Genomic DNA, 22,545 nt, shown 5'->3' on the forward strand with positions numbered 1-22,545 from the left:
CAGGAGAAAACAGCGATGCGGCAAACAAGAAAAGCGCGAAGGGCGAAGACAGTGCTTGTCGCCGGTGGCGCGGGTTTCCTCGGCTCGCATCTTTGCGAAACGTTGTTCCGCAACGGCTGGCGTGTGATCTGCGTCGACAATTTCCTTACCGGCCGCATGGACAACATCGTCTCGATCATGGACCAGCCGCGCTTCCGGCTGATCGAGCAGGATATCTGCCGGCCGCTGAACCTCGGCGAGCCGGTCGATCGCGTTTTCAACCTGGCATGCGCTGCTTCGCCGCCGCGCTACCAGGCCGATCCGATACACACGACACGCACCTGCGTCATCGGAACGCTCAACCTGCTCGAACTCGCCGCCCGCAACAATGCGCGATTCCTGCAGGCGTCGACAAGTGAAGTTTATGGCGACCCGGAACAACATCCGCAGCGGGAAGACTATGTTGGCCATGTGAACTTCACCGGCCCGCGCGCCTGCTACGACGAAGGCAAGCGCACCGCCGAAACGCTTTGCTTCGATTATCTGAGAGCGGCAAAAGCCGATATTCGCGTGGCTCGCATCTTCAATACCTACGGTCCCAGGATGGACCCCGCCGACGGCCGCATCGTCTCGAACCTGATCATGCAGGCGCTTGAGAAGCGCTCGATGACGATATTCGGTGATGGGTTGCAGACAAGGTCCTTCTGCTACGTCTCCGATCTGATCGAAGGTATGATGCGCCTGATGGATCTCGATCCCAATCCCGGAAAACCCGTCAACCTGGGCAATCCCGGAGAATTCACCATCATGCGACTGGCATCCATGGTGAGGGACATGACCGGAACCAAGTCGGATCTGAAATTCCTGCCCTTGCCGCAAGACGATCCCCGCCGGAGGCAGCCCGACATCTCGCGTGCGAAGGCGCTGCTCGGCTGGACGCCGAAAGTGCCGCTCAGGCAAGGGCTGATGCAGACGATCGGATACTTCTCCAATCTCGAAACCAGCGGGATCGACGGCCGGATGACAGCTATTGCGACAAACGCAAGATCGGGCAGGTTGCAGAACCTTCCGGCCTGAGGCCAGGCCGCCGCAGCCACGTGTTCCGGCATGACCGCTCAAGCACGGTCATGCCTCCTGCCGCACTTTTGCGGATTGCGCGGAACATCCTGGCAAGCTCGGGGTTTGACGATGAGATCCCGCTATGGAGAACGGACCTGTGCAACCCAAACGATCCGCAAAGGATATCGAGCAGATTGCGGAAAGAGAGACGGCTGCCTTTCTGCGACGGGCCTCCATCACCTATCTCGAGTGCTGCGTCAGCCTAATGATGACGCATCTGCAGCGCGAGGAAGTGGCCACCATTCTCGAACGCGAAGCGGACATGCTGCGGAGACTGGACTGATCGTCACGGCCCGGACCTCTCCAGGAAGCGTAGCAGCCCTTTCTTGTACCGCGTTGCCGCAGCTACCAGCCTTGGCTTCTCCGGGCCATGCTCGGATCGGGCAGCAACGTCCCAGAGTCCCAGTTGAAACGCCAGGTAGCAAGGTTCGAGACAGTCAATGAGGCCGGTATCGATATTGAGCCGCTCCCCGGCTTCCATGCGGTGGACCAACGTCGCTAGCTCGCTGTCGGAAAATCCATATTCGACGCGAGCGCCGGCAATATCCCACTCTATGGGCTGGCAGCCGATCAAATCATGTCCCCGGCAGTGATCGACGGCATCCGTCTTGATCAACGTCCCGTCGGCACAAACGAGAAACTCCCACGGGTGAAGCCTTCCGTCGATCTCGACCCGTGGCAACGCTTGCGCAGGGGCACGCTTCGAGAACCAGTTCCGCAGCTCCGCCGCGCGCCGCTCACCCAGGGCTTCGGCGCCATTGTGGACGGCCATCTCAGCGAGTTCCGGCAATCCAGCACCCAGTTCCGGAGTTCTGAGATTGGCCGCACGCCAAGCGAGATAGTGTGCGAGCTCCGCGACAAGCCTGTCTCTGGACAGGTTTGTCTGATCCATTGTCTTTCCCTCGATCCACCGTTCAACCAGAAAACCGTGACAAAGCCCGACGATCTGCGGTCCGAAGCCGGCTTCGTGCAGCATCTCCGCGGTTTGCATCTTGCGCTGCCCGGTTTGACCGAGGCCGGCAAATTTGACGAGCCACCGATCGCGTCCCGCGGACGCCAGGAATTTTCGCCGCTCGATGCCGCGTTGACTCGGCGGCCAGAGCCTCTCCTCGGCGTAGTGGAGGTTTCGCCACTCTCCAGCGGATATTTCGGTCAGGGCCAATTGCGGGCTGCCGGCAGCCTCCGCCACCCAATCGCGTAGCGTCGGCATTTGCGCGCCGCCCGGGAAGGTGCGTTCGAAGGCCCGCGCCACATGTTTGCGGCAACCCGACCATGTCTCACGAACCTCCTTAGAGGCTTCGGCACCTGGGCCGCCGGAATGGCTGGGGAACAGGTGAATGCGATCCCTATCGATGCCCAGCCGCCGCAGCCATGCGACGACGGCATGCATCGAACTGCCCGACAGGCCGGGGCCCTCGTCGACGACAGCGAAGCAAGCCGAGGGCTTGTCCCTCCAGGCGCTGATCAATTCCGGGTCGGCGTTGACATACCTGCGGAAAGGATGGCCGATCGGGCGCACGCTGATGGGTACCGGCGCGTCGATCGCCGCGGCGACCAGGGCGGCAAGCCCGAGGCCAATGCTGCGGATGCCGATGACGCATGTATTCGCGTCGAGGCCTGATGCCCGCGCCGCGCCGAGATAGCTTTCAGGATAGAGCGCATAATGCGCGTATCCCTCGGCCGTGCCGGTAAGAACCTTGCCCCGGCAGTCGAGCGCGGCCAGCATATGCCTCAGCATGGGATCGACGGCGCCGGTCACTGTGAAGCCGCTTCGCCAGGACCTCGCCACTTCCGCCGCAAGGCCGACCAGCAGCTTGGCACCTTGCCGCTGCCTCGGCGAAGGGGTGTCCCCGCCGCGGGCCTCGAACTCGACATCGGCCTGTGCCTGGACCAGTTCCGAGACCTTGACGAACAACCCTACCAGCGCAGCGTGGCGTTGAATGCCGCAGGGCCTGCAATCGAGGCTTTCAGCCATTTCGCTTGCAGCCTCGCGAAGCTGTCGCGCGTCTTCCGTTCGTTTGTGGTCGCCGTAGACGATCATCCACCGATTCCAAGCTCGCCGTGCGCCAACGCGGCATGCGCGGCTTTGATCCATCCTGCCGCGCGCAATTTTTCCACATGCCAAGGAACATTCCGGCAAGCTGACGGTTCGGGCCCAGGAACTTACCTTGGACAGCACAGGACGGCAGTTTCGTGGGATCGAAGAAAGTTCGTGTCGGTATCGTCGGTGTAGGCAATTGCGCATCCTCCCTGGTGCAAGGCCTTTCCTATTACCGAGACGCAAAAGGCAATGAGCCGATCCCCGGGCTGATGCATACCGATCTCGGCGGCTACCACGTCGACGACATCGAGGTCGTCTGTGCGTTCGATGTCGCCAAGGGCAAGGTCGGGTGCGACGTGGCCGATGCGATCTACAGCGCCCCGAACAACACGTTCCGTTTTGCCGATGCGGTTGCAACCGGGGTTCGCGTGGAGCGTGGCCCCACGTTGGACGGCATCGGCAAATATCTGCGCACGGAAATCGAGGAAGCGCCGGAGCCGGTTGCCAATGTCAGCGAAATCCTGCGGAACAGCGGTGCCGATGTGCTGGTCTCGTACCTGCCGGTGGGGTCGGAGGAAGCGACGCGCTTTTATGCCGAATGCGCCCTCGAGGCCGGCTGCGCCTTCGTCAACTGCATACCGGTTTTCATCGCGTCACGGCCCGAATGGCGCCTGCGTTTCGAGGAACGCGGGCTGCCGCTGGTCGGCGACGATATCAAGAGCCAGGTCGGCGCGACAATCGTGCATCGGTTGCTGGCCAATCTCTTCCGCGAGCGCGGCGTCCGCATCGACCGCACTTATCAGTTGAACTTCGGCGGCAACACCGATTTCCTCAACATGCTGGAACGCGAGCGGCTGGAATCGAAGAAGATCTCGAAGACGCAGTCCGTGACCAGCCAGTTCGATGTTCCCCTGGAGCCGGGCAACATTCATGTCGGCCCCAGTGACCATGTGCCATGGCTCACCGATCGCAAATGGGCCTACATCCGGGTTGAAGGCACGACCTTCGGTGGAGTGCCGCTCAACGCCGAACTCAAGCTGGAAGTCTGGGATTCGCCCAATTCGGCCGGCGTGGTCATCGACGCCGTGCGCTGCGCCAAGCTGGCGCTTGACCGCGGCATCGCCGGCGCGCTGACCGGTCCGTGCAGCTATTTCATGAAGTCTCCGCCTGAGCAGTTCACCGATGCCGAAGCTCGGCAGCGCACGCTCGCATTCATCACAGGCAGGGACGAGCCTATGCTCGATGCCGCGGAATGACGACGACCTTCTTCCTGATCCGGCACGCGGCACACGACAATGTCGGCTCCTATCTGGCCGGACGGATGGGCGGAGTTCGCCTTGGCGAATCCGGCAGGGCTCAGGCGGCGCATCTTGGCCGCCGCATGGCCCGCGAGCCGATTGCCGCTATCTGGTGCAGCCCACGCGAGCGCACGCAGGAAACCGCCAAGCCGATCGCGACTGCCTGTAATGTCGGCGAAATCGCGATCTGCGCCGAACTCGACGAGATCGACTTCGGCATCTGGTCGGGAAAGACGTTCGAGGAGCTGAACGGCGATGCCGGCTGGCAGGCGTGGAACAGCCGGCGGCAGGAAGCAAGCACCCCAAGCGGCGAAACCATGCTGGATGTCCAACAGCGTATCGTCTCGCTGATGGATCAGGCTCGCGAGCGGCATCAGAATCAATGCGTCGCGCTGATCAGCCATGCCGACGTGATCAAGGCAGCCATCTGCCATGTGCTTGGTCTGCCCGTCGGCGACAGCTTTCGCTTCGATATCGACCCCGCTTCCGTCACGACGATCGTGTCTGGAGACTGGGGAGCAAAGCTCATCCGCCTGAACGAACTTGCCTGACGAGGACTTGCCGGATGCAGATGGTCATTTTCGGTCTCACCGTCACGTCCTCATGGGGAAACGGCCACGCCACCCTGTGGCGCGGGCTGATCCGGGCGCTGGCCCGGTACGGCTGGTCCATCACCTTTTTCGAGCGCAACACCCCCTACTATGCAGGTGCGCGGGACCTCGACCAGCTGGACGGCGGCAACATCGTGCTCTACCCGGACTGGGAGGACATCCGGAGGGTCGCGGAGCAGACGATCAAGCAATCGGACGTCGTCATCATTACCTCCTACTGCCCCGACGCCGTGGACGCTTCGCGCCTGGCGCAGCAGGCATGCCGCGGGCTGCGCGTCTTTTACGACTTGGACACTCCGGTCACTCTGGCGCGCCTCGATCAAGGTGAACGCCCACCCTATTTCGGGCCCGAGGGCCTTGCCGATTTCGATCTCGTCCTGAGTTACACGGGCGGCTCGGCAATCGATGCACTCAAGTCGGTCCTCGGTGCACGCCACGTGGTGCCGCTCTATGGCCATGTCGATCCCGACCAACACCGGCCGGCAGTACCTAGGCCGGAATTTGCGGGCGATCTGTCCTATCTCGGGACCTATGCGGCAGATCGCCAGGCCGGCGTCGAGAAACTGCTGGTCCGTCCGGCCGCACTCCTGCCTGACCACCGCTTCATCATCGGCGGTGCACAATATCCACAGGAATTCCCGTGGAGCGACAACATCTTCTTCGTCAGGCATCTTCCGCCGGCAGATCATCCAGCCTTCTTTTCGTCGTCCCGCCTGACGCTGAATGTGACGCGCGAGGCGATGGCGCAAAAGGGGTGGTGCCCTTCGGGCCGGCTGTTCGAAGCAGCGGCATGCGGCGTACCGATCGTCACCGACACCTGGCCGGGCCTCAGCAGTTTCTTCGAACCCGGTAGCGAGATCCTGCTGGCGTACGACACAGACGACGTGATCGCGGCGCTCAAACTGCCATCGCACGAGCTCGATGCAATTCGAAGCCGTGCGCGTGAACGGGTTCTGGACGAACACACATCCACGCGGCGCGCGGCGGAACTGGATCGCATCCTGAACGAAGCCTTGCAGAGGTCGGCCGGCGAACCGATGAAGGAAGCAGTCTGATGTTGGGCATCGTGCCCGCTGCCGGACGCGGCAGCCGCATTCAACCGCTCGGCTTCTCGAAAGAGCTGCTGCCGGTCGGGAGCCGGATCGATGGACAGACAGAGCGCCCATGTGCCGTAAGCGAGTACCTGGTGCGGCGGATGGTGCGCGCCGGCGTCGACAAGGTCTGTTTCATCATCGGATCGGGTAAATCCGACATTCTCGAATACTATGCCGCGGGCTACGGAGCGGCGACCGCTCTGTTCGTGGTACAACCCAACCCCGTTGGCCTTTGCGACGCCATCTTCCGGGCAGCACCCCTCGTCGCACCGGACGAGACGGTGTTGATCGGGCTTCCCGATACGATCTGGTTTCCCGAAGACGGCTTCTGCCGTCTGCCGGACGACCGGCTGTCATTCCTGCTCTTCCCGGTGGATCGGCCGGAATTTTTCGATGCCGTGGTTCTCGACGAGGAGGGCCGGGTGCGGGAAATCCAGGTCAAGCGGCAGGACGCGGCGACGAACTGGATATGGGGCGCGTTCAAGATGCCGGGCCATGTCCTGCACCAGCTCGCGGCACTCTGGCGCGAGCGGGATTGCTATGACGAATATATCGGCACGTTGATCAACGCCTACCTGACGGCGGGCGGTCAGGCGTATGGGGTGAAGGCAGGGGCCGCCTACGTCGATGTCGGCACTTTCAACGGTTATCGCGCGGCCCTTCGGCTGCTCGACGACGATGCTGCGTCCAAACAGCACCGGCCCACGATGATCGCGCCTACTGCACATTCGCATGCCGTTCCGGGCGAAGGAGCTTAGCCATGCTGCATTCCCATGCTGAAATCCAACGCCGTATCGATGCCCTCGGCCCATGGTTCCACAACATGGAACTAGCCGGCGTCGAAACTGCTCCGGACCATTTTCTCGGTAACTACCCGCTGGTCAAATGGCGCAAGTTCGCCTATGCCATTCCAGCCGACCTGTCCGGCAAGTCCGTGCTCGATATCGGCTGCAATGCCGGTTTTTATTCCATCGAAATGAAACGGCGCGGCGCCGGTCGCGTCCTCGGCATCGATTTCGACGAGGCCTATCTGGCACAGGCGCGCTTTGCCGCCGAGATCGCGGACTGCGACATCGAGTTCCAGAAGCTTTCGGTTTATGACGTCGGCGCCCTGCGCGAGACATTCGACATCGTGCTGTTCATGGGGGTTCTTTACCACCTGCGCCATCCCCTGCTCGCGCTCGACCTGATCCGCGGGCATGTCGCCGGCGACCTGATGATCTTCCAGTCCATGCAACGCGGCAGCGCCGATCTGCCTGCGCTTGAGCAGAATTATCATTTCTGGACGCACGACCTGTTCGAGCGGCCGGAATTTCCGAAACTGCATTTCATCGAACATCGATATGCCGACGATCCGACCAATTGGTGGATTCCCAACCGCGCCTGCACCGAAGCGATGTTGCGCAGCGCCGGCTTCGAGATTTTTTTGCACCCCGAGCAGGAGGTTTATTTTTGCCGTTCCGCCGGCGATCCGGCCGGCGGCGGCGCCGTCTACCCGTCGAAAGGACAGATCCATGATTGAAGCCGCGATGATCTGGAACGAGCCCAACAACAAATCGCATTGGGATCCCGAGCTCGACCCCGATTGGAGCCGCTTCGCCGCCATGGCAATGTTGTCGGCGGATGCGATAGCGTCCGAGAACCCGGCCCTGACCAAAGTGCTCGGCGGCATCTCTCCGATCGACCCCGGCTTCGTCACGCGCATGAAGGAACTCAGATTGCTGGACCACGTCGATGCCGTCGCGGTACATGGCTTTCCGCTCGACTGGAACCTGTGGCAGATCCAGGAATGGCCACAGAAGATCGGTGAGATCGCGGCCGTCACCGATCTCCCGATCTGGGTCAGCGAAGTTGGCGTATCGACCTTCGGCGCCGACGAGATCCAGGTCTGGGGCCTCAGGCGCACCGCTGAATTGCTGCTCGGCAACGCTCCGCGCATCCAGTGGTACAGCCTTTATGATCTCCCGCGCGAATGGGAAGCAACAACGCGCCATCGCGAAGCGGAAGGCTCCTCCTACTATCGTCACTTCCATATGGGGCTGCTGCGCCAGGACGGCACGCCAAAACCGGCACTGGAGGAATTCCTGCGCCATACGCCCGAGATGGGGCTGGTGCAGTGGTTTCATTTCGAGGACCCGCGGCTGGACGACGCCGTCGCCTGGATGAAGCGGCTCGGGGTCACCAATATGCGGACCGGACTTTCCTGGGCCGACAGTTTCAGGCCGAATGCATTGAACTGGTTCGACCGACAGATGGAAGCGCTCGCCGATTTCGACGTGACCGTCACCTTCTGCTTCACGCCAGAGCATCGCGGGATGATGCCTCACCACACCAGTCCGCCGCTGGTGCCGGAGGAATTCGCCGAATTCTGTGCAACCATGATTCGCCGCTACGCGCCCGGCGTGGCTTCCACGTCGAAGCGGCGAGCCTCGGCAGCGTGAGGCTCCCATGCATCAACCGTCGGCAACCCTGGGCGAATTCGCGGCCCTGTTGACGGGCAGTGACGCAGCACATGGCTCCGCGATCATGGTCGTCGTCGCGCATCCGGACGACGAGACGATCGGCATCGGCGGGCATCTTGCCGGACTGCGGTCATGCCGCCTCGTCCATGTCACGGACGGAGCACCACGCGATCTTGCCGACGCGCAAGCGCATGGTTTCGAGACATGGCAGGACTATGCCGATGCCCGCCGTGCGGAACTGACGGAAGCCTTGGCCGCGGCCGGCATATCGCCATCGGGCCTGACCGCTCTTGGCTATCCCGACAAGGAGGCTGCGGCGAATCTCGTGGCGCTCGCGCAGGAACTCGCCTGCCTTGTTTGCGAACCCGACATCCGCTTCGTCTGCACACATCCTTTCGAGGGAGGCCATCCCGACCACGACGCGACCGCTTTCGCCGTTCACGCGGCCTGCCATCTTCTGCGCCGTGACCGCCGGCCCGTGCCCACCATCATCGAAATGGCCTTTTATTCGGCTGGCCCGGACGGCCCGGTATTTCAGGATTTCGCCAGCGGCACCGGCAGTGATTGCATAGAGGTCTGCCTGACCGAAGCGGCCTTTCAGCAAAAGCAGCGCATGCTGGCCAGCCACCTGACGCAGCAGCGGACGCTGGCGCCGTTCTCGACCCGCACCGAGCGTTTCCGGCTGGCGCCGACCTATGATTTCCTGAAGCTGCCCAACGATGGCAGGCTCTACTATGAATCGCTGCCGCTGGGTTTCGAGCCCGGCACCTGGCTGCATGCAAGCGCCCGTGCTCACGAGGCGCTCCGGCTCGACCAGCCATGACGCTCACAGTGCTCAATGTTGCCTATCCTCTCGCGCCGGTGGGACCGAACGCCGTTGGCGGCGCCGAGCAGGTGCTGTCAATGCTCGATCAGGCCCTGACCCGTGCCGGTCACCGATCCATCGTCATCGGCTGCCAGGGTTCCAGTGCAAGCGGCATTCTGGTGGAAACGCCCGCCGAAGCCGGCGTGCTCGACCAGTCAGCAAAAAACCGGGCACAGGAGTCCCATCGCGCCGCGATCGCCGCTGCCCGCGCCCAATGGCCGATCGACGTGGTTCACCTGCATGGCATCGACTTCGACGCCTACCTGCCTGCCGACGGTCCGACCCTGGTGACGCTTCACCTGCCGCTCGACTGGTACCCGGCCGGGGCGCTGCGCCTAGGGCGCGACGATCTCTGGCTTCACGCCGTCTCGTCAGCCCAGCAAAGAACCGCACCGCCGGACGCAAGCTTGGTTGCCCCGATCCCGAATGGTGTCGATATCGACGCGCTGAACCAGCCGCGGCCCAGGGGCGACTTCGCCGTCGTGCTCAGCCGCATCTGCCCGGAAAAGGGCATACACCTGGCATTGGATGCCGCCAGGCAGGCTGATGTGCCGCTGGTCATCGGCGGGCGGGTCTATCCTTACGAGACGCATACCCAGTACTTTCGCGATGAGGTCGAACCTCGCCTCGATCGTCGGCGCCGCTTCCTCGGTCCGCTCGGCTTCATCGCCAAGCGGCGCTTGCTCAATGCAGCACGCTGCCTGGTCGTTCCGAGCCTCGCCGCCGAGACCAGTTCGCTGGTCGCGATGGAAGCACTCGCCTGCGGCACACCGGTGATCGCCTTTCCAAATGGTGCGCTTCCCGAAGTGGTCGAGCACGGCAAGACCGGCTTTATCGTCAACAATGTCGACGAGATGGCGCAAGCAATTGTCGCGGCACCCAGCCTTGATGCCGAGACGTGCCGAAGCGAGGCGCGCCGGCGGTTTTCGCTCGAGCGCATGGTCTCGTCCTACATGAGCGCCTATCTGGCGCTGGCCCGGCTCGGCGCCGACCGCAGGCGTCTCGCCGCGGTGCGGTGAAAGAGCAGATGCTGCGCAGCGAGATCATCGGCGATCCAGAGCAATTGCATGCACTGGCGCCGCACTGGTGGAACCTGTGGGAGCAGAGTTCGTCGGCGACGCCCTTTCAATGTCCCGCCTGGCTGCTGCCGTGGTGGCGCACATTCGCTCCGGGGGAGCTGGCGACGGTCGCCATCTGGCGCGGCAACGATCTGGTGGGCCTGGCGCCGCTCTATCTCGAACATGGCACGGAAGGCTCGAAACTGCTTCCGATCGGCATTTCCCTCAGCGACTATCTGGACGTGCTGTGTGTGCCCGGCAGCGAGGCCCAGGTCGCCACTGCCCTTGCAGAGAAGATACTCTCGATCGAGTGGTCGCAGTGGATCCTGCCGGATCTGCCGCAAGGCAGTGCCGGTCTGGCGATCGAACATCCCGAATTGAAGGCCGATGGACTGGTCGGCCACGCCGTTTGTCCCGTGCTTGCCACCGACGGCGATGAAACGCTGGCGGGCTGCGTCCCTGCCCGGCGCAGACGCCAGTTGCGCCGGGCGCGCCGCGCCGCATCCAGACGCGGCCGGGTCGAGTTGTCGCCGGTACGAGGCGATCCTCAACTGTTCCTCGACCACCTGATAGGCCTGCACGGCGCGCGCTGGGCCGGAAACGGAGGCGGCGTGCTGGCCGACCTCGCCGTCGAGCAATTCCACAGGTGCTCGCTTCCCCTGCTCGACGCTCGAGATCTGACCCGACGCTGGGTGCTCGCCATCGACGGCAAGCCAATCGGCGTCTACTACGGATTTCACCATCGCGGCCGTGCCTATGCCTATCTTGGCGGTTTCGATCCTGCCTATGCCGAGGAAAGTCCAGGCGCGATCCTGGTCGGCCACGCAATCGCCGAATCGATCCGCGAAGGTGCGCGCGAGTTCGACTTCCTGCGCGGCCAGGAGCCGTACAAATATGGCTGGGGCGCTGGCGACAGGTGGACGATGCGAAGGACTTGGACGCGGAAATGAGACCATGGTTTCGATGGAACCAACATCCGTGCGCCGCCGGATAGCGGTCAGGCTGGCGGTCGAGGACTGTATGGCGGACGCTGTCAGTGCCGAGGCCGTCATCGCCAGGCTGGCGCTGCATCTCCACCCAGGCATCGGGGCAGTCGAATTGGCGGAGATCGTGGCGGAGATCGATCCGGTCGATACTCGAGACAGGGAAAGGCTCCAGCAGATAGCCGGGCTGCTTCGCCGCGGATCGGAGGTTTTTGCCACGTTGCAGAAAACGGGTTCTGCCGTTCGTCACGAACGCGACGACGAGACGGATGCAGATGTCGTGACGCGGCTGGCCTCGGGCTTTGATGCCGCGGCAGCGATTTCCCGGGTGGCGAGTGTCCAGTTGGCTTCCCTTGGCGATGAGGAAAGGCTGGCAGCCACGACCGACGAAATCGTTGCATGGCTGACAGCGCAAGACTTCACCGGCGCTGGACGCAGCATTCTGGACATCGGTTGCGGCATCGGGCGTTTCGAACGCGCGCTGTCGGCGTCCTGTGGGCGGGTCGTCGGTATCGACATATCGTCGAGGATGATATCGATCGCCCGTGAGCAATGCGCAGCGCTTGGCAATGTAGAGTTGCGGCGGACCTCAGGCCTGGATCTGGCGGAGTTCGGCGACGCGAGTTTCGACTGCGTTCTGGCGGTCGACAGTTTCCCCTATCTGGTGCTAGCCGGCGTGGCGGAGCGGCATTTCGGCGAAATTGCGCGCGTCCTCAAAAGGCCGGGCAGGCTGGCCTTGCTGAACTACTCATATCGCGAATCACTGTTTTTGGACCGCTCCGATATATGTCGCCTGGCGCAACGTCACGGATTGCAGGTCGTCATCGATGGCGAAAAGCCGTTTCGGCTGTGGGACGGCGACGCCTTCCTGCTTGCCGGCGTGACGGAACATTACCAGCCAATGCCAGTTCGGGCGTCGAACACAGCGACGCTGAAGAGCGGCGCCAATTCGAAGGAGGACAGCATGGCATCCGGCAGCAAGAAACATATCGGCCGTGGCAGCCACGGCAAAGGGGCCGGCGCCGGAGCAATGACCGAACTGGCCAAGGACAAGATCGAAGAGAATGCCGTTTTATCCAACAGGGACAAGAAGCAGCACAGCGAGGAACGCGGCCTGGACGGCAATCAGATCAAGTCCGATCAATATCAGGATCATGCCGCAAATCGATTGCCGAAGGACTGAAAGCGCCGCAGTGGATCTGTGACCTCGGCAATCGAGAGTGGAAGAAAAACCTGTGCAAGGGCTGCCGGCAACGGTTTCGGCACCGGGCATCTCCTTGTAATGGCGGTTGCTTGTCATCACAATAGGATGACGGACTGCCATCCATCCAGCCAGGGAATACGATGTCTCGTTCGAGCGATGATAGAATGGACCCGCGCGCAGGAATGGCGATGGATCAGGAGATTGCCTCTCTGCTGATCGCGATCGAGCAGGAAAAGGTTCCTGATCGCTTGACCAGACTGGCGATCGAACTGCAAAACGCGCTCCTTGCGAAACGCCGGCGCGACATAAAGAACTGACTATCTTCGGCTGTCGGCATCAATATCGATCTGCCCGTCCGACAGATGATTTCGTCTTTCCATCAGCGTCTGCAGCGAACTCTCCCCCAGGAACTCAAGAACGGCGGCGCGGGCACGGTTGAGCCGGCTTTTGACCGTTCCCACCGCACAGCCACATATCTCGGCCGTCTCCTCATAGCTGACACCTAAGACGCCGATCAGCATCAACACCTCGCGCTGGTGTTCAGGGAGCCTCTGGATGGCGCCGTGAACTTCCTTGCTCTGAACGGTCCATTCCTGTGTGGCTTCCGAAATCGGCCTCGAGGACGCGCAGTCGAGCAGGCCAGGCGCTTCCCTGGCCGCGACCTTGACCCGGGTGTAGTAGGTGTTGCGCATGATGGTGAAGAGCCACGACTTCATGCGCGTGCCGGGTTCGAACTTGTCGATGTTGGCAAGGCCCTTCGTCAACGTCTCCTGCACCAGATCGTCGGCATCGTCGGGGATACGGCAGAAGGTGCGCGCGAAAGCCCGTAGCGCGGGTATCAGGTCAACGATGGAAACTTCATGGGTTTCCTGGTCGGCCAAAAGATAGCCTTCGCCTGACAATGGTCCAGCTCCCAGAAAGAAGTATGAATGCAGACCCCAGCTAAATGCATGGACGTTTGTATCGTTCCGGACGTTGAAGACAACTCTCCAGAAAATTCTGATGCGGCCGAACGATCCTGCTGCGGCCGCGCCCCCCTTGCGCGCCGTCCACCAGCGTGTTCGCGCTGGCTTAGGATAGGCGCGACGCGCCGTTGTGCGGGAACAAAGCCATGCACCGGCAGTTCGGCGCCTTGAGCCAAGTCAGCCCACGGGCGTCAATCGAGGAAAAAATCATGGCCAAATCCGCACACCGTTCAGCTCCCAAATCGGCGCGTATGCACGATCAGAATGCCGCGCGCGGAAATCGCGGCGAATTGCACCAGATCGCGGAAGCCGACACGCCTGTTCTCACGACTGCCCTGGGAACGCCTGTCTCCGACGACCAGAACACATTACGGATTGGCGAGCGCGGACCGTCTCTGATCGAGGACTCCCACTTTCGCGACAAGATCTTCCACTTCGATCACGAACGCATCCCGGAAAGGGTGGTGCATGCCCGTGGTTACGGCGCTCATGGCTATTTCGAGACTTATGAATCGCTGGCCAAATACACGCGTGCCGACATTTTCCAGCGCGCCGGCGAAAAGACGCCTGCCTTCGTGCGGTTCTCGACGGTTGCCGGCAACAAGGGCTCGTTCGACCTCGCCCGAGACGTGCGCGGCTTTGCCGTCAAGCTCTATACCAAAGAAGGCAATTGGGACCTCGTCGGCAACAATATTCCCGTGTTCTTCATCCAGGACGCCATCAAATTTCCGGACCTCATCCATGCTGCCAAGCAGGAGCCAGACCGGGCTTTCCCGCAGGCCCAGACCGCACATGACAATTTCTGGGATTTCATCAGCCTGATGCCGGAATCGATGCACATGGTCATGTGGATCATGTCGGATCGAGCGATACCGCGCTCCTTCCGTTTCATGCAAGGCTTTGGCGTCCACACGTTCCGCCTCGTCAATGCCAACGACGAATCCACATTCGTCAAATTCATCTGGAAGCCGAAACTCGGCATGCAGTCGGTGATCTGGAACGAAGCGGTCAAGATCAATGCGCCGATCCCGACTTCCACCGCCGCGACCTGTGGGAAGCGATCCAGTCAGGAAACTTCCCGGAATGGGAGCTGACGGTGCAATTGTTCGACCAGGATTTTGCCGACAGCTTCGACTTCGACATCTTGGACGCCACGAAGATCATCCCTGAAGAGATCATCGAGCCAATCCCGGTCGGGCGGCTGGTGCTCGACCGCATGCCGGAGAATTTCTTCGCCGAGACCGAGCAGGTTGCATTCATGACCCAGAACGTGCCGCCCGGGATCGACTTCTCCAACGACCCGCTTCTGCAGGGCCGCAACTTCTCCTATCTCGACACCCAGTTGAAGCGGCTGGGCAGCCCGAACTTCACCCATATTCCGATCAACGCTCCGAAATGCCCCTTCGCACATTTTCAGCAGGACGGGCACATGGCCATGCACAACCCGGTCGGCCGCGCCAACTATGAGCCGAATTCGTGGGGCTCGGGTCCCCGCGAGGATCCGCAACGCGGCTTCCGCTCTTTCGCCGACGCCGAAGAGGGGCAGAAGGTGCGTCTGCGGGCGGAGAGCTTCGCCGACCACTACAGCCAGGCGCGGCAATTCTTCAACAGCCAGACAGCGCCGGAGCAACGCCATATCGCCATGGCGCTGACATTCGAATTGAGCAAGGTGCAGGCACCGGCGATCCGCGAACGCATGGTGGCGCATCTGCTGAACATAGACGAAACGCTGGCGACTCAAGTCGCCGACAAGCTTGGCATTCGGAACATGCCCGACCCCGCCGAGACCGCCATCCCGCCGCGCGACGACCTGCCGCCGTCTCCGGCTCTCAGTATCATCGAGAACGGTCCCGATAGTTTCAAAGGCCGCAAGGTCGGCGTGTTGCTGAGCGACGGGGCCGACACGGCCCTTTTCGAACAACTTCGCTCGGCCATCGAAACGGAAGGCGCGGTCATGGAGGTGATAGCGCCCAAGGTGGGCGGCGTCGAGGCCGCAGACGGCACCCACATCGAAGCCAGACACATGATCGACGGCGGTCCGTCGGTCCTGTTCGACGCCGTGGTCCTGCTCCTGTCCGAGCCGGGCGCCGAGTTGCTGGTCAAGGAGGCAGCCGCGAAGGACTTCGTGTCGGATGCCTTTGCGCATTGCAAATTCATCGGCTTCACACCGGGAGCCGCGCCTCTCCTGGCCAAGGCAGGCGTCGCAGCCGATGCCGATGAGGGATTGATGCGGCTGGACTCCGCAGCCTCCGCCAACACATTCGTGCAGGCTTGCCGCAAGCTGCGGCTGTGGGCCCGGGAAGCGGCCGTCAAGCTGTGACGCTATCGACCGGCACGGATTCCCGTCCGTGAGCGGCGGTTCGGCCAGCGGGATTCCAGTCGGTGCGGGCTACCTAGGGGCGGTCTTGCTCCTTGGCCTCCCGCTGTTTTCTCAGCACTTCGTCGGTTCCGACCAGCTTCTTGGCTCCGCCTGGAATGGAGGTGGACACCACCGCTGGCGGGTCGCTTGCGGGAAAGGAATCTTCCAGACCGGCCTGCAGCTGATCCTCCAGCGTTTGCGGCTCTTCCGAGCGGCCGGGGGTTCTGCGGTCCTCTATCTTTTCCAGCGGTTGCTTCTTATCCGGCGATTCGTTCGCGTTCCTGATCCAGGCATAAAGCTGTTCGATCGCGAATTCCTTGATTGCCTCGAAATCGGCTCGATCGTCCTTGGTCGCCTCGATCTGATCGACCATGGCTTTCTCGAACCGGGCAAGGCTATCACCCCCGCAGGCCCGGGAAAGACGCAACAATGCCTCATGCAGCATCATCGGGGCGAAACGAGCCGAAGCCTCGAGTCTCAGTTGCTCTAGATGCTCTTGAGTGGCGGCTTGGAGCTTTGACATGGACAGCCCTTTCTCTCACACGCATTTCAACGAGAGTTGACCGTGGATGTTCCACTGCGCCTGAACGTCCTTTCCGCGCCGGCGAACTACATGAACCAGGTCGCCACCAGTCCCGCGGACGCCGCAAAGACCGCTATGGTCGTCACGCCACCCAGAATGTTGGTGGCCCTGCTGTTGACCTTGTCGCCCATGATCTTGCGATTGTTGGTCATGATGAGCATGAGAAGCAGCAGAGGTGGCGTCGAAAAACCCTGCACGATGCCGGACCAGACCAAGGCTTTCATCGGGTTGAAGCCAAAGAAATTGAGACCCACCGCCACCAGGGTGATCACTCCCGTCGCGATGTAGAATTTGGGCGCATGCCGGGGCTTGGCGTTCAAGCCATTCTTCCACCCCATGGCCTGCGCGAAATCGAAAGCGGCGCCGGCAGTCATGACCGGCACCGCCAGGAAGCCGACGCCGATCACCCCGGCCGCAAAGAGAATTCCGGCCGCGTCGCCCGCAAGCGGCCGCAGCGCTTCGGCCGCCTGCGCTGCCGTTTCGATCTGGGTATGCCCCGCCTCGTACAGCGTCGATCCGGTCGAAAGGATGATGAAATACATGATCAGGTTGGAAAAGATCATGCCGATCAGGATATCGCGCCGGGACCGGCGGAGTTCACCCTCGGTGGCTCCCTTGCGCTCTTCGAGGCTCGTTCTGCCCTTGGCGATCTCCTCCTCCACCTCCTGGTTGGACTGCCAGGTGTAGAGATAGGCGGACAGCGTCGTGCCGATGATGGCGACGATGATGGACAGATATTCGCGGCTGAACTCGATTTTCGGCAGCAGGGTGCCGCGCAGCACCGAGACCACATCCGGCTTGGCGAGCACAGCGGAGACCACATAGGCGAGCAGGGCCAGTGCCAACCACCGGAATATGTTGCGGATTAGCTTGTAGGATCCGAACATCTGCAAGGCAAGAATAATCATCGCGACACCGATGACGACCGAGTTTGAAGGCAGCGGAACGAACAGCACGACAGCCGCCGACATCGCGCCAAGGTCGGCGGCTGCCTCGATCGTGTTGCCGATCAGCACGCCCACCAGCACGGACCACAGCAGCCAACGCGGATAGAAATCGGAAATGACCTTGAAAAGACCACGGCCCGACACCTGGCCAAGTTTGGACGAGAGATAGACGACGATGTACATCATCGGGAGAGTGACAGGAGCCGTCCACAAAAGGCCGGGCCCGAACCGGGCTCCGGCACTCGCATAGGTGCCAATGGCCGAGCAATCGTCGTCAGCCGCCCCAGTGATCAGTCCGAGCCCGAGAGCGCGTGTGATGCCGCCGTCTTTTCGCTCTCCCTCGCTTCGGCCGGCATCGTCAGCTGCTCCACTCATGGGAGATGCGTGTCCAACGAGGCCACACGGGAAAAAATCATGTCGATTGTTCCGACCAAGTGCCGATGCCGAGATTGAGGTTCGAACCTCCGGTCAAGCTTTTTGTTCCTGTGGAAGCCAACCGCCAATGAAACGCAGCGCCCGCCTTGGCCGTTGATGCGGCTGGAGCCGCATCGCCTTGAAGATCGACATGGATATGCCTGGGGCCGACGGTCGAAAAGAGTGCGGTGAGGCTCTTCACCCGCACCTTCCCCTAGCCGGCCTGATCTATGGCGGGGCGGCGCTGCTCATGGCGACCCTCTGGATCCGGGAAAGCGGAAAGCGGCAGGCCCGACACGACCTGCGTGCCGTCTGACACCGAAGAATCGAAACAAAAAGCCAACCGCGGGGCGATCCACAGCCGCTGTCAGGCGGAACCTCGTCCCGGTAATTGCGTCTCTTCGCTGACCTGCTTCCGCAGTTCCTCACGCGCGCGTTCCACCTGGCCCTCGCGCGCGGATTGCGAGGCGCTGCGCCCCGACCGATCAAGCCTGTCCAACTCGTGCTCGACCGTTTGGCGAGAGCCCTCCGCCGGATCCTCTTCCGGATGGCTGTCCGCAGCCTGTTCCTGCCGCGTCTCTTCCCTGCCTCGGCGGTCGTTGCGCGTCGCGTCCTGGCTGCGATCGTCCTTGCCTGCGACGCTTCGATTTCCGCCGGCCGTTTTGTCTGTGTTGCTCATGGCTAGTTCCTTAAGCTTTCGCGGCGTGGAACCGTCCGATGCGCGTCCCGCGCCTTTGCCTGGAGAAACGGACATATCCGCCATTTGGTTGCGCTCCCGGCGCGCAAGCATCGGCCCGGCGCCAATCGCATGGCGGAGAAAAGCCGGCCATCGTTGCCAAGCATCCTTTTACAGCGATTCGCGTTATCGCCTTGGCATCCATGGGGATTTCACATGGCAAGATGCACGGGCCCGTCCATCCGCCTGCGGCAACGGCGGCAATGGCCCATTGCGTCCGCCTTTGCACGTCCAGCTCGAAGCACGTCCGGCAGCCGTCTTCCAGGCGTCCTGAAATGGCTCGGCCTCGCGTCTACAGTGGTCTCGGCACCGGTCCTGAGCGGGTGCAGCGGCTGGCAATCCGCACTCCACGCACATGGTGCGAATGCCCGTGCGATTCTCGATCTCATCTGGTCTTTTGGCGCGGTGGCGACCATCACCTGGCTGCTCGTCATGCTGGCCCTGGCAATGGCGCTCTTCCATCAGCGCTGGGCACAAGCAGGCCCCCCGCCGCTGGTCATCGACAGCCATCAGGAGCACAGGTATAGCCGCGCGGTCGGAAGCGCCGTCGCGGCGACCGTGCTGGTTCTCGCCGCGCTGACGATAACGAGCTTCTTCGCCGGCAAATCCATTGCCTCGCTGGGCGGAAAGGAGACGCTCACCATCCGCATCACAGGGCATCAATGGTGGTGGGAAATACGCTATCACAACGATGATCGGTCGCGCATGATTGTCACGGCGAACGAGATCCATCTTCCCGTCGGCGAACGGGTAAAGGTGGAACTCGATTCGACCGATGTCATTCACAGCTTCTGGGTGCCAAGTCTCGCCGGTAAAAGGGACCTCATTCCGGGCCGGCCGAGCGAGATCACCCTCATTGCCGACAGGCCTGGTATCTATCGCGGCCAGTGCGCCGAGTTCTGCGGCTACCAGCATGCTCACATGGCCGTCACCGTCATCGCGGAAAGCCGCGAAGCGTTCGAGGCATGGCGGTCCAGACAAGACGCCGCCGCCATCGCGCCTGCCAGCGAGGAGGAACGCCGCGGCCAGCGGGCTTTTCTTTCCACCGGTTGCGCGCTCTGCCACACGATAAGGGGGACGCCGGCCAAGGGAGCGGTCGGGCCCGACCTTACCCATCTCGCAAACCGGCGTGCATTGGCCGCCGACACGCTGGCCATGACACCCGGCGCGCTCGCCGCGTGGATCGCCGATCCGCAATCCATAAAACCCGGCGCGAAGATGCCGCGCATTGCTCTCAGCGCCGACGATCTTCGTGCGGTCGTCGCCTATCTTGGAAGTCTTGAATGAGTGGCGTTGCCGGGAAGACGGCTAGGCGAAAACAGGAAGCGGCCCTGAAAGGCATCCGCGACACCGGGCTCGACGAGGCAAGACTGCACGACTATCTGGCGCATGCCTGGCGGACGCCGAACGGCCTCTATGGTTGGCTGGTCACGGTCGACCACAAGCTGATCGCCCGGCGCTATATGGTGACGGCCTTCCTGTTCCTCGCCCTTGCAGGCCTGTCGGCACTTGCCATGCGGTTCCAGCTTGCCACGCCGGAGGCACGCCATATCGGCCCCGATCTCTACAACCAGCTCTTCACCATGCATGGCACGACGATGATGTTCCTGTTCGCCGTACCGGTCATGGAAGCGTTCGCCATCTACCTGGTGCCGCTGATGATCGGCACCCGAAACGTCGCCTTCCCGCGGCTCAACGCCTTCAGCTACTGGGTCTATCTCTCCGGTGGGTTGATGATCTGGATCGCCTTCGCTTTCGACACCGGCGCGGATGCCGGCTGGTTTTCCTACGTGCCGCTCGCCGGACCTGAATATGGGATCGGCAAGCGCCCCGATTTCTGGGCGCAGATGGTGACCTACACCGAAGTGTCCGCACTCGCGGTCGCCGTCGAGATCATCGCGACTGTGTTCAAGCAGCGCGCCCCTGGCATGTCGCTCGATCGCATCCCGCTCTATGTCTGGTCAGTCCTCGTCATGGCTTTCATCATATTGTTCGCCATGCCCGCGGTGATGGTGTCGAGCACCATGCTGATCCTCGACCGGCTGGTCGGCACCAGGTTCTTCGACCCGGCGGCGGGGGGCGACGCACTGCTCTGGCAGCACCTGTTCTGGTTCTTCGGCCACCCGGAGGTCTATATCATCTTCATTCCCGCGACCGGCTTCGTCTCGGCTATCCTGCCGAGCTTCGTGCGCCGTCCGGTCTTTGGCTATCTCGGGATCGTGCTGTCGCTGGTTGCGATCGGCTTCCTATCCTTTGGACTATGGGTGCACCATATGTTCGCCACGGGCCTGCCGCAGCTCGGCGAAAGCTTCTTCACCGCCTCCTCGATGATGATCGCCATTCCGAGCGGCATCCAGATCTTCTGCTGGATCGCGACGATCTGGGGCGGCCGGCCGATTTTTGCCACGCCGCTGCTTTTCGTGCTCGGCTTCATCTTCACCTTCGTGATCGGCGGGCTGACCGGGGTCATGGTCGCCTCGGTGCCGCTCGACCTGCAGGTGCACGATACCTATTTCGTCGTCGCGCATTTCCACTATGTGCTGGTCGGAGGCGCCGTCTTCCCCCTGCTCGGCGCCGTCTACTACTGGTTTCCCAAGATCACCGGCCGCATGCTGTCCGAGAGGCTCGGCCGCTGGAATTTCTGGCTTGTCTTCATCGGCTTCAATCTCACCTTCTTCCCGATGCACATCCTTGGCTTGCAAGGCATGCCGCGGCGCGTCTACACCTATCCGCCGGCGAGCGGCTGGGGCGGCACGAACCTGTTCATCAGCATCTCGTCGCTGGTGGTGTTCGCCGGCTTCGCGCTTCTCGTCCTGAACATGCTGCTCAGCCTTCGCAACGGTCGCCTCGCGGGAGACAATCCCTGGGGGGCGAGCACACTGGAATGGGCAACGACGTCACCGCCGGCTTCCTACGATTTTTCGCGCCTGCCAGTGGTGACCCATCGCGAGCCGCTCTGGGCCGAACCCGACATACTCCCGGTGGTCGAGGGCCTGCGCGTCGATGCGCGCGAAGTGCTTGCCGGCACGGTCGCCGATGCGGTGCCGCAACTGCGCGTGCCATCGGCCGACAATTCGATCTGGCCGCTGCTCTCGGCCATCGCCGTGGGTGGCGCGTTTCTGGGCTCAATATACACGCCATGGGCGGTGGTCTGGGGCGCGATACCGGTCTCGATCGGCTTTATCTGCTGGTTCTGGCCGAAAGGCGAGCCGGAGGACGAAGAATGAGACACCGGCCAACCGTCGACGTCAGCCACCTGCCCACCTATGATTTTGGATCGGCAAGCCCGATCTGGTGGGGAACGGTGGCCTTCATCGCCCTTGAAGCAACCGGTTTTGCCCTGGCGATCGGTACCTATTTCTACCTGGCTGTGCAGGCGCGGCATTGGCCGATCGGAGCGCCGGCACCCGATCTCCTGCCGGGCACGGCAATATTGATCATTCTGCTTGCCAGCGCCGTCCCCAACCGTCTGATCGATCTTTGGGCGCGGCGGCAGGACCTTGTGAAGGTGCGCATCGGCATCGTCGTCATGTCGATCGCCGGAATTCTTCCCCTGATCGTGCGCATCTGGGAATTTCCCGCGCTCCGGATCTCCTGGGACCAGAACGCCTACGGGTCGATCGTCTGGCTCCTGCTCGGCCTGCACACGACACACCTCCTCACCGATGTCGGGGACACGATCGTGCTCGCGGTTCTCATGTTCACCAAGAAAGGCAACACCGGACGCCACTTCAGCGACGTGTCGGACAATGCCTTCTACTGGGACTTCGTGGTCGTCTCATGGGTCGTGCTCTATCTCGTAATTTACTGGGTTCCGAGGATGTAAC

23 protein-coding genes and 2 pseudogenes are annotated in these 22,545 nt (G+C 62.2%); 19 read left to right on the forward strand and 6 right to left on the reverse strand.

Features of this window, described 5'->3' with window-relative positions; all coding sequences use genetic code 11:
* The first annotated feature begins 15 nt into the window (after positions 1-15).
* Positions 16-1,056 (forward strand): UDP-glucuronic acid decarboxylase family protein, encoded by a 1,041-nt coding sequence (locus FJ946_RS05155; RefSeq protein WP_140497404.1) that lies wholly within the window; start codon positions 16-18, stop codon positions 1,054-1,056.
* A gap of 139 nt (positions 1,057-1,195) precedes the next feature.
* Positions 1,196-1,381, forward strand: a complete 186-nt coding sequence (locus FJ946_RS05160; RefSeq protein ID WP_140497402.1) for a hypothetical protein — start codon at positions 1,196-1,198, stop codon at positions 1,379-1,381.
* 3 nt (positions 1,382-1,384) lie between these two features.
* Here FJ946_RS05160 and FJ946_RS05165 read toward each other — a convergent pair whose 3' ends face one another.
* Positions 1,385-3,139, reverse strand: coding sequence for a hypothetical protein (locus tag FJ946_RS05165; protein WP_140564420.1), 1,755 nt, complete (start codon positions 3,137-3,139; stop codon positions 1,385-1,387).
* Between the two features lie 152 nt (positions 3,140-3,291).
* Between FJ946_RS05165 and FJ946_RS05170 the strand changes: the two genes are divergently transcribed.
* From FJ946_RS05170 to FJ946_RS05220, 12 genes and pseudogenes are all read left to right on the forward strand, one after another.
* A complete protein-coding gene (locus tag FJ946_RS05170) occupies positions 3,292-4,395 on the forward strand; it encodes an inositol-3-phosphate synthase (protein ID WP_140564421.1) in 1,104 nt (367 codons plus the stop codon).
* Positions 4,392-4,988, forward strand: coding sequence for a histidine phosphatase family protein (locus FJ946_RS05175; RefSeq protein WP_140564422.1), 597 nt, complete (start codon positions 4,392-4,394; stop codon positions 4,986-4,988). Before FJ946_RS05170 ends, FJ946_RS05175 begins: the two co-directional genes overlap by 4 nt.
* Before the next feature lie 14 nt (positions 4,989-5,002).
* Positions 5,003-6,103 (forward strand): glycosyltransferase, encoded by a 1,101-nt coding sequence (locus FJ946_RS05180; protein ID WP_140564423.1) that lies wholly within the window; start codon positions 5,003-5,005, stop codon positions 6,101-6,103.
* On the forward strand, positions 6,103-6,900 hold the full coding sequence (locus FJ946_RS05185; RefSeq protein ID WP_140497394.1) for a sugar phosphate nucleotidyltransferase: 798 nt from the start codon (positions 6,103-6,105) through the stop codon (positions 6,898-6,900). The genes FJ946_RS05180 and FJ946_RS05185 overlap by 1 nt, the downstream gene beginning before the upstream one ends.
* A gap of 2 nt (positions 6,901-6,902) precedes the next feature.
* The gene (locus FJ946_RS05190) at positions 6,903-7,664 is read left to right on the forward strand and encodes a TIGR04290 family methyltransferase (RefSeq protein ID WP_140497392.1); all 762 of its coding nucleotides are present in this window, start codon (positions 6,903-6,905) and stop codon (positions 7,662-7,664) included.
* The gene (locus tag FJ946_RS05195; RefSeq protein WP_140497390.1) at positions 7,657-8,583 is read left to right on the forward strand and encodes a beta-xylosidase; all 927 of its coding nucleotides are present in this window, start codon (positions 7,657-7,659) and stop codon (positions 8,581-8,583) included. The genes FJ946_RS05190 and FJ946_RS05195 overlap by 8 nt, the downstream gene beginning before the upstream one ends.
* 7 nt (positions 8,584-8,590) lie before the next feature.
* Complete coding sequence (locus FJ946_RS05200; RefSeq protein ID WP_140564424.1) at positions 8,591-9,427, forward strand: PIG-L family deacetylase; 837 nt, start codon at positions 8,591-8,593, stop codon at positions 9,425-9,427.
* Positions 9,424-10,488 (forward strand): glycosyltransferase family 4 protein, encoded by a 1,065-nt coding sequence (locus FJ946_RS05205; protein ID WP_140564425.1) that lies wholly within the window; start codon positions 9,424-9,426, stop codon positions 10,486-10,488. The genes FJ946_RS05200 and FJ946_RS05205 overlap by 4 nt, the downstream gene beginning before the upstream one ends.
* Before the next feature lie 8 nt (positions 10,489-10,496).
* Positions 10,497-11,477: a GNAT family N-acetyltransferase gene (locus tag FJ946_RS05210; protein ID WP_140564426.1), complete on the forward strand. Its 981-nt coding sequence runs from the start codon at positions 10,497-10,499 to the stop codon at positions 11,475-11,477.
* 70 nt (positions 11,478-11,547) lie between these two features.
* A pseudogene (locus FJ946_RS31045) lies at positions 11,548-12,261 on the forward strand (class I SAM-dependent methyltransferase); the annotation flags it as partial.
* Between the two features lie 213 nt (positions 12,262-12,474).
* On the forward strand, positions 12,475-12,693 hold the full coding sequence (locus tag FJ946_RS31050) for a hypothetical protein (RefSeq protein ID WP_224519089.1): 219 nt from the start codon (positions 12,475-12,477) through the stop codon (positions 12,691-12,693).
* 185 nt (positions 12,694-12,878) lie between these two features.
* Positions 12,879-13,031 carry a hypothetical protein gene (locus FJ946_RS05220; protein WP_181165412.1) on the forward strand — a complete coding sequence of 51 codons (153 nt, stop codon included), beginning with the start codon at positions 12,879-12,881 and terminating at the stop codon, positions 13,029-13,031.
* Here FJ946_RS05220 and FJ946_RS05225 read toward each other — a convergent pair whose 3' ends face one another.
* On the reverse strand, positions 13,032-13,595 hold the full coding sequence (locus tag FJ946_RS05225; RefSeq protein WP_140498076.1) for a sigma-70 family RNA polymerase sigma factor: 564 nt from the start codon (positions 13,593-13,595) through the stop codon (positions 13,032-13,034).
* 335 nt (positions 13,596-13,930) lie between these two features.
* Between FJ946_RS05225 and FJ946_RS05230 the strand changes: the two are divergent.
* Positions 13,931-15,375 (forward strand): annotated as a pseudogene (locus tag FJ946_RS05230) (catalase); the annotation flags it as partial.
* A 72-nt stretch (positions 15,376-15,447) separates the two neighbouring features.
* A complete protein-coding gene (locus tag FJ946_RS31055; RefSeq protein ID WP_246673056.1) occupies positions 15,448-15,999 on the forward strand; it encodes a hypothetical protein in 552 nt (183 codons plus the stop codon).
* Positions 16,000-16,072: 73 nt separating this feature from the next.
* On the opposite strand, the gene FJ946_RS05235 is transcribed toward FJ946_RS31055, so the two are convergent.
* The 4 genes from FJ946_RS05235 to FJ946_RS05250 form a co-directional block, all read right to left on the reverse strand.
* A complete protein-coding gene (locus FJ946_RS05235) occupies positions 16,073-16,561 on the reverse strand; it encodes a hypothetical protein (protein ID WP_140497376.1) in 489 nt (162 codons plus the stop codon).
* A gap of 86 nt (positions 16,562-16,647) precedes the next feature.
* A complete protein-coding gene (locus tag FJ946_RS05240; protein ID WP_140564428.1) occupies positions 16,648-17,943 on the reverse strand; it encodes an Nramp family divalent metal transporter in 1,296 nt (431 codons plus the stop codon).
* A 37-nt stretch (positions 17,944-17,980) separates the two neighbouring features.
* Positions 17,981-18,184 carry a hypothetical protein gene (locus FJ946_RS30690; protein WP_181167659.1) on the reverse strand — a complete coding sequence of 68 codons (204 nt, stop codon included), beginning with the start codon at positions 18,182-18,184 and terminating at the stop codon, positions 17,981-17,983.
* Between the two features lie 165 nt (positions 18,185-18,349).
* Positions 18,350-18,745 (reverse strand): hypothetical protein, encoded by a 396-nt coding sequence (locus tag FJ946_RS05250; protein ID WP_140564429.1) that lies wholly within the window; start codon positions 18,743-18,745, stop codon positions 18,350-18,352.
* A gap of 270 nt (positions 18,746-19,015) precedes the next feature.
* Between FJ946_RS05250 and coxB the strand changes: the two genes are divergently transcribed.
* The 3 genes from coxB to FJ946_RS05265 are packed head-to-tail and all read left to right on the forward strand — an operon-like array spanning position 19,016 to position 22,544.
* On the forward strand, positions 19,016-20,005 hold the full coding sequence (coxB, locus tag FJ946_RS05255; protein ID WP_246673052.1) for a cytochrome c oxidase subunit II: 990 nt from the start codon (positions 19,016-19,018) through the stop codon (positions 20,003-20,005).
* Positions 20,002-21,945 carry a cytochrome c oxidase subunit I gene (gene ctaD, locus FJ946_RS05260; RefSeq protein WP_140564430.1) on the forward strand — a complete coding sequence of 648 codons (1,944 nt, stop codon included), beginning with the start codon at positions 20,002-20,004 and terminating at the stop codon, positions 21,943-21,945. The genes coxB and ctaD overlap by 4 nt, the downstream gene beginning before the upstream one ends.
* Positions 21,942-22,544 carry a cytochrome c oxidase subunit 3 gene (locus FJ946_RS05265; RefSeq protein ID WP_140497367.1) on the forward strand — a complete coding sequence of 201 codons (603 nt, stop codon included), beginning with the start codon at positions 21,942-21,944 and terminating at the stop codon, positions 22,542-22,544. Before ctaD ends, FJ946_RS05265 begins: the two co-directional genes overlap by 4 nt.
* The last annotated feature ends 1 nt before the right edge of the window (position 22,545 follow it).

This window comes from Mesorhizobium sp. B2-4-7 (genome assembly GCF_006442685.1).
Classification (GTDB): domain Bacteria; phylum Pseudomonadota; class Alphaproteobacteria; order Rhizobiales; family Rhizobiaceae; genus Mesorhizobium.